At 50.1% G+C, this 7118-nt stretch carries 6 protein-coding genes; 4 read left to right on the top strand and 2 right to left on the bottom strand.

Features of this window, described 5'->3' with window-relative positions:
• The first annotated feature begins 132 nt into the window (after positions 1–132).
• Positions 133–1014: a hypothetical protein gene (locus Q0L39_RS09845; protein WP_296628802.1), complete on the top strand. Its 882-nt coding sequence runs from the start codon at positions 133–135 to the stop codon at positions 1012–1014.
• Between the two features lie 82 nt (positions 1015–1096).
• Here Q0L39_RS09845 and Q0L39_RS09840 read toward each other — a convergent pair whose 3' ends face one another.
• Complete coding sequence (locus Q0L39_RS09840) at positions 1097–1543, bottom strand: hypothetical protein (RefSeq protein WP_296628801.1); 447 nt, start codon at positions 1541–1543, stop codon at positions 1097–1099.
• A 384-nt stretch (positions 1544–1927) separates the two neighbouring features.
• Here Q0L39_RS09840 and Q0L39_RS09835 point away from each other — a divergent pair, with 384 nt between their 5' ends.
• Positions 1928–4507, top strand: a complete 2580-nt coding sequence (locus tag Q0L39_RS09835) for an FAD-dependent oxidoreductase (RefSeq protein ID WP_296628800.1) — start codon at positions 1928–1930, stop codon at positions 4505–4507.
• Positions 4508–4710: 203 nt separating this feature from the next.
• Positions 4711–5619 carry an arginase gene (locus tag Q0L39_RS09830; RefSeq protein ID WP_296628799.1) on the top strand — a complete coding sequence of 303 codons (909 nt, stop codon included), beginning with the start codon at positions 4711–4713 and terminating at the stop codon, positions 5617–5619.
• A 36-nt stretch (positions 5620–5655) separates the two neighbouring features.
• Here the strand turns inward: Q0L39_RS09830 and Q0L39_RS09825 are convergent, their stop codons facing one another.
• Positions 5656–6177 (bottom strand): O-acetyl-ADP-ribose deacetylase, encoded by a 522-nt coding sequence (locus tag Q0L39_RS09825; protein ID WP_296628798.1) that lies wholly within the window; start codon positions 6175–6177, stop codon positions 5656–5658.
• Between the two features lie 172 nt (positions 6178–6349).
• Between Q0L39_RS09825 and Q0L39_RS09820 the strand changes: the two genes are divergently transcribed.
• On the top strand, positions 6350–7118 hold a 769-nt coding region (locus Q0L39_RS09820; RefSeq protein ID WP_296628797.1), incomplete at its 3' end, for a hypothetical protein.

The raw sequence follows: 7118 nt of genomic DNA, 5'->3' as shown, positions 1-7118 counted from the left end.
TCTACCGCTTTATCGGCAAAATCGAATGACACATCTTGAGATACCCAACAATATCTTTAACTAAGGGAAACGGGAAGCTGTTACCCAGACATCACCCTCCTTCCGGCGCTGGCAAGACTGCTTCGGGTGGATTTGAATACCCTTCTGTGTTTTCAGGAGCATCTCAGCGACCAGCAAATTGGTGTGTTTGCAAATGAGGTTTATTGCTGCATGGAACAGCAGGGCTTTGCAGCAGGCTTTGAAATGGCGATGGAAAGGATGAGGGAGTATCCCAACTCCGACCGCCTTGCCTGCATGTTGGCAAGTGTGCTGGAAGGCGGGTTGATTTTCTTTCATGTGGAGGAAAAGGAAAACTATCAGCAGCAGATTGATGCACTGTATCATCGTTTGCTAGATAGTGAGGACACAGCGGTTCATAATACGACCAGAAGGATGTTGGTTTCCCGCTATATTACACAGGAGAATTATCAGCAGGCACAACAGCTTTTGGATGAAATCGAAAACGAGCGCCCGTTGGACAAGATTTATTTTCAGGCACAGCTGGATATCGCGCAGGAAAATTATCCGAAAGCAAAGCAAGCGCTGGAACAAAAGCTTTTTTCTCAGATTACCGAAGTGCAGTCCATCTTGCTGTCTCTGATTGATATTGCATTAAAGGAAGCAGACAACCAGCAGGCAGAGCGGCTGGCGGACATTGCGTCAGCCGGTGCAGATGTTTTTGAATTGATGCACTATGGAAAATACAGCACCTATTTGCAGATTGTCATGGCAGAAAAGGACAAGGAACGGGTGTTTGCTTTGCTCACCAAAATGCTGTCTGCCTTGCAGGAAAGGTGGGAACCGGAGAAAACAACGCTCTATCGGGACATTCCACAGAAGGAACAGGATCCAAGGCTAGGGAATATGCTTGCAAAATCCATCCTTCAGGAGATCAAAAATTCCGGTGAAGATGGGCGCTTTGTGTGGGAAGACGTACGCTTTGAACAACTGTATCGGCAGTATGTAGAAGAATAAAAGAAGAGGAGCCTTTGAAAAAACAAAGGCTCCTCCTCTTTTTATAATAACGTCCTGTTCAGCTTAGTAATATGCGTGTTCGTTATCTACCCATGATCTCAGCGATAAGTTCAATGAACTGATCTGCATTTTTCATATGATAGCTTTTCTCGTTGATGCTGATTTTTCCAGATGATGTGATGCAAATATTGTTAACCAAGGAAATATCATCATACACATAGATATAGAGAACTCTGTTCCCTAATCCAGACAGAGAGCCGTCCGAAAATGGTGTTGCAAATGTTCTTTGATAAGCGTACTGCTCTAGCAAAGCTAAAATAGAATTTTTTTGTTGCAGGGTAATGGACTGATAGGGGACAGAATCAATATATGCTTCTCCATTTCTGACACCAAGCTCACTGATTGTTATTTTGACTTGACAATCTTCATCTATAACAGCTGAAAGAGATACTGGCTTAAAATATATTGCAAGACAAATCAGCAAGACAATAAAAACAATTACTACACAGCAGGCTATTTTCCTTTTCAAATACATTCGCCCCTTTTTTAAATCCAGCCTATGATGTTGTCAGTTTTATTCTACTATAACTCCAAGAGGATGGGAATAGAGAGTTTTTGTCAGTATTTCCCATCTTTTAGGTGTACCAAAGCTATCCCCTGCAGAAAGCCAATTTTCGACCATGTTTTTTGTAAAAAACGTTCAGAAGTAGAAAAATCAAAAGAATTTTTTATCAATCCAAAAGAATATATTATACTCAAAAGCGGGTTTGTCCACTTTTTTTCTTTGTTAAAAAATTGTATAATAAAAAAGTTAGAGGAGAAACATCCGTGCACCATTGGGGAATCGTGCCGGAGAGGTTTCTTCAATACTGGGAAGATCATATTTTACGACAAAGAAAAGAGGGGTATTCTAATGAAAGTGCTTGTCATTGGCGGCGTTGCAGCTGGTACAAAGACAGCTGCCAAAATCAAGAGAATGGATCCTGCGGCTGAGGTCACCATCCTGACCAAGGGCAAAGATATTTCCTATGCCGGCTGTGGACTTCCATATTATGTCGGCGGACTGATTCCGGAAAAGGAACAGCTGATCGTCAATACACCTGCTAAATTCACCGCACTCACCGGCGCAAAGGTTCTGGTAGAGCGGGAGGTTACTTCGCTGGATGCAGCAGCAAAACAGGTTGTTGCTAAAAACCTGCGCACCGGCACCGAGGAAACCTACACCTATGATGAATGTGTCATCGCATGTGGCGCTTCTTCCATCGTACCTCCACTGCAGGGTGTTTCTCTGCCTGGCGTATTCACCATGCGTACACCGGAGGATGCCATTGAGCTGAGAGAGTATCTCGAACAGACCGGTGCAAAACGTGCGGTAGTTGCCGGCGGCGGCTTCATTGGTTTGGAAGCTGCTGAAAACATGGCAGAAAAAGGTCTGAGCGTCACCGTCATTGATATGGCAGATCAGATCATGCCAGGCTTTGATAAGGATATGGCAGACTACGCAAAACGCCACCTCGAGAAAAAGGGCATCAAAGTGCTGCTCAACACCCGTCTGGAAGCAGTTCTGGGTGATTCCAAGGCAGAGGGCATCAAGATTCCGGATGGCGAGCTGAAGGCAGACGTCGTTGTTATGTCGCTGGGCATCCGTCCAAACACCGCTTTCCTGCGTGACACCGGCCTGGAGATGGCAAAGAACGGCACCATTCTGGTGGACAAACAGATGAGAACCAATCTGGAACATGTCTATGCGGCCGGTGACTGCGCTTGTGTCTACAATCGCATGACCGAGCAGAGAGCATGGTCCCCAATGGGTTCGGCTGCCAACATGGAAGGCCGCACTCTGGCAGAGTCGATGTACGGCACCGAGAGCAGCTTTGAAGGTACCCTGGGTACCGCAGTTGTCAAACTGCCAGGCCTCAACGGCGGACGTACCGGCTTAAGCGAACAGGCAGCAATGGATGCCGGTTACGACGTTGTATCGGCAGTTGCTGTTGTTGACGACAAAGCACACTACTATCCAGGTGCAGACCTGTTTATCATCAAACTGATTGCGGACCGCAAGTCCAACAAACTGCTGGGTGTACAGGTTCTGGGTGCCGGTGCAGTGGATAAGATCACCGACATCGGTGTTGTTGCACTGACCATGGGTGCTACTCTCGACCAGCTGTCCAATATGGACATGGCGTATGCACCACCGTTCTCCACCGCAATCCATCCGTTTGTCACCACCCTCAACGTTCTCAAGAACAAGATGGAAGGCCGTCTGGACAGCTTTACTCCATGGGAATTCATGCAGGGCAAAGCAGAGGAATACCGCATCATCGACGCTGCACTGCAGCCAAAGATTGCCGGTGCTCAGTATGTCGATCTGACCCAGGTCAACGGCGAGATCAAAGGCATTGCCAAGGATGAAAAGGTACTGCTGGTCTGCGACAAGGGCAAACGTGCATATCTGCTGCAGAACCGGATGCGTTTCTACGGCTACACCAACACCAAGGTGCTGGAAGGTGGTCTGACCGTCAACGTTATGCCAAAACAGAGCGGTCAGGTGACCGTCAGCGCAGAGGACATCAAGCGCGTCAAGGCATGGGGCTTCCTGCACAACAAGGGCACCGATAACTTCAATGCCCGTATCATCACCCGCAACGGTAAGATCACCGCAGAGGAGAGCCAGTGCATCACCGAAGCAGCAGAGCGCTTCGGCAACGGCGAAATTGCGATGACCTCCCGTCTGACCATCGAGATTCAGGGCGTACCTTACGACAAGATCGACGACCTGCGCGCCTTCGTAGAGGAAGCTGGTCTGGAGACCGGCGGTACCGGTTCCAAGGTTCGTCCGGTTGTATCCTGCAAGGGTACTACCTGCCAGTACGGACTGATCGACACCTTTGATCTGTCCAACAAGATTCATGAGCGCTTCTTCAAGGGCTATGCAGATGTCAAACTGCCGCATAAATTCAAGATCGCAGTCGGCGGCTGTCCGAACAACTGCGTCAAACCAAACCTCAACGACCTGGGTATTGTCGGACAGAGAATTCCTGGCTTTAAGGCAGATCTGTGCCGCGGCTGCAAAGTCTGCCAGGTTGAAAACGCTTGTCCAGTCAAAGCTGCAAAGGTTGTCGACGGCGTTCTGCAGATCGACAAAAATATCTGCAACAACTGCGGACGCTGCGTAGGCACCTGCCCATTCAAGGCAATGCCGGACGGCGACTATGGTTACCGCGTCTACATCGGCGGACGTTGGGGCAAGAAGTTTGCTCACGGCAGACCGCTTGACCCAGTCTTTACCTCCGAGGAAGAAGTAATGCAGATCATCGAAAAGGCCATCCTGCTCTTCCGTGAACAGGGTGAAACCGGTGAACGTTTCTCCGACACCATCGAGCGTCTCGGCTTCGAGAATGTACAGAAACAGCTGCTCGGCAATGAGCTGCTGGAGCGCAAAGAGCAGATCATTGGTGCAAAACTGCATCTGGTCGGCGGCGCAACCTGCTAATTGCACGAAAAAATAATACCGATACGGTAAAATAAAATCCGACCGGCACTGATTTACAAAATCGGCGCCGGTCGGATTGCTTTATACTCCTTTTGGAAGTTGTAAACAAATCATAACATCGACCGTTTAGGCTTTTCCTTTTGCATAAAGTGTGCTAGAATAAGTGCAGCTTTTCAGTATCACAGAAAGAAGGAACTTTATCTATGGATATAAAAATCATCAATGTCCCTCTGTACTATGGCTGTGACAATCCTGGAACCCAGCTGGCAGCCAGAGAGTTTTCCAGAAAGAATCTCCCAGGGCTTGCAGAGCAGTGCGGACACACCGTCGGCAGAGTGACACTGCTGTCCACCCAGCCGAAGCCGGAGGACAAATATAAGGAACCGACCATGAAGTACCTCGACGAGGTTACCGCATGTTGTCGGGAGCTGGCAGATGCCGTAGCGGGCGGTTTGCATGACGAGCAGTTTCCACTGGTGATCGGCGGCGATCATGCGCTGGGTATCGGTTCTCTGGCAGGAGTGGCACGCAGCATTCCTGCGGATCAGCTGAGCGTCATCTGGATTGATGCACACACCGACATCAACACCAACGAAACATCGCAGTCCCATAACATTCATGGAATGCCGCTGGCAGCAGCGCTGGGACTGGGTGACAGCCGTCTGTATGAAAATATGGGTGCACAGGTGCCGTTTATCCTGCCGCAGAACCTGTACTACATCGGTTCGCGCAGTGTCGATCCTGGCGAGGAAGAGATTCTGGCACAGCACAACATCCGCACAATTCGGATGCCGGAAATTCAGGAAAAAGGCATCGAGCGCTGTTGTCGGGAGCTGTTGGACAGCATCAAAACTCCCTATATCCACCTGAGCTTTGATGTGGACTTTATGGATGCCGGCGAATATACCGCCACCGGACTCCCGATTCCTGACGGTCCGAGCATCGAACAGACCCATCAGACACTGCGCACCTTGTTTGCCGATCCGCGCGTCTGCTCGGCGGACTTTGTAGAATACAGTCCTGTTCACGATCAGAACGAACAGGGACTGGAGGTCTGCATGGGACTGCTCAAGGAGATTTTGCAGACACTCAAACAAAACCATGAAGGATAACATAAAAAAAGACGAATCCATTGGATTCGTCTTTTTTTAACGTTTGTTTGGATACTGGTCCAGGGCGATGTGGTAGACAATCGCAGTGCGTTCGTCGTGGCAGACCAGCAGCACCTGTTCCAGGGTGTCATCCGTTTTTAAAAAGTCAAGGATGGTCGATACCGCGATTTCCGCGGCACGATTGACCGGAAAATGGTAGGCGCCGGTGCTGATCGAAGGAAAAGCGACCGTCTTGATGCCGTGTTCGACTGCCAGCTGAAGGCAGGAAAGGTAGGCCTGATGCAGGAGTTGTTCTTCGTTTGCTTCTCCGCCCTGCCAGATTGGGCCGACCGTATGGATGACGTACTGAGCAGGAAGCTGATAGCCACGGGTCAGCTTTGCCTGACCGGTAGGGCAGCCTCCCAGCGTGCGGCACTCCTCCAGAAGCTCAGGGCCGGCAGCACGGTGGATGGCACCATCCACGCCTCCTCCGCCGAGCAGCGTATTGTTGGCGGCGTTGACAATCGCCTGTGTGGAAACGGTTGTAAGATCACCTGTTATAATTTCAAAACGATTCATAAAAAGATCCCCTCTGAAATTGTATATGTCCTCTATCCTTGTATTATTATAGACGTTTTCGCTGCTTTTTGCAACCTTATGTACAGGGAACACTGCATTTTTACAATGGATAAAACTGCAAAAATCGACCTATACTCTGAAATGAAAAGATAGTTCAGAGGAGGTCTTTGCCGTGGAAAAAAGACAGATGCAGTGGAGGATCGTCGGCGTTTTTGTAGTGATGCTGACCATCGCCAGCGGACTGATGGTGCGGTTGTATGCGCTGAGCATGAACGTGGGTCTGGAGCAGGCAGCACAGAGTCAAAGTGCCTATACCTTGCAGATTACCACGACCAGAGGACAGATTTATGACCGGAACCTACAGCCGCTCACCGACACCGAACAGCGCAATTATCTTGCTGTGCTGCCGACCGATGATGCGGTACAGGCATGTGCGGAGCAGATCACCGGCACCAGCCGCCGTCTGGCTCTGGATGCTGCCGCACAGGGAACGCCGTTTGTCCTTCCTTTGGAGGATGGTCAAAAGGTTTATGCAGCCGACGTGGAAAATTTTACCGTATCTTCCCGTCTGCCGCATGATCCTTCCGAGCAGCTGGCAGTGCATCTGCTGGGTTATCTGGATGGAGAGGGAAATGGAGTCAGCGGCATTGAACAAGCCTACAATGACCGGCTTGCTGCCGCCGGAGAGCAAGTGACGGTGCGCTGCCAGGTGGATGCACTGGGACGCCCGATGGAAAACGGCACCATGCAGGTGGAGAGCAGTTCCCGACCGCCGCAGCAGGGAGTCATCCTCACCCTCGATAAACGGATGCAGCAGGTAGTCGAGCAGGTGGGAGAACAGATTGATCAGGGCGCTATCGTAGTGATGGATGTGCCTACCGGTGCGAGCACTGCCTCCGCCAGCTGTCCACAGTATGATCACTACCATCTGGAAGCGGCGC

This window comes from uncultured Negativibacillus sp. (genome assembly GCF_944388365.1).
Taxonomy (GTDB): Bacteria; Bacillota; Clostridia; order Oscillospirales; family Ruminococcaceae; genus Negativibacillus.
This window is presented reverse-complemented; position numbering and strand designations above follow the sequence as displayed.

What these genes read in the sequence shown, in the direction of transcription:
- Q0L39_RS09830 (WP_296628799.1), top strand. Translation starts at nt 4,711, where the DNA reads ATGGATATAAAAATCATCAATGTCCCTCTGTACTATGGCTGTGACAAT.
- Q0L39_RS09835 (WP_296628800.1), top strand. Translation starts at nt 1,928, where the DNA reads ATGAAAGTGCTTGTCATTGGCGGCGTTGCAGCTGGTACAAAGACAGCT.
- Q0L39_RS09825 (WP_296628798.1), bottom strand. Translation starts at nt 6,177, where the DNA reads ATGAATCGTTTTGAAATTATAACAGGTGATCTTACAACCGTTTCCACA.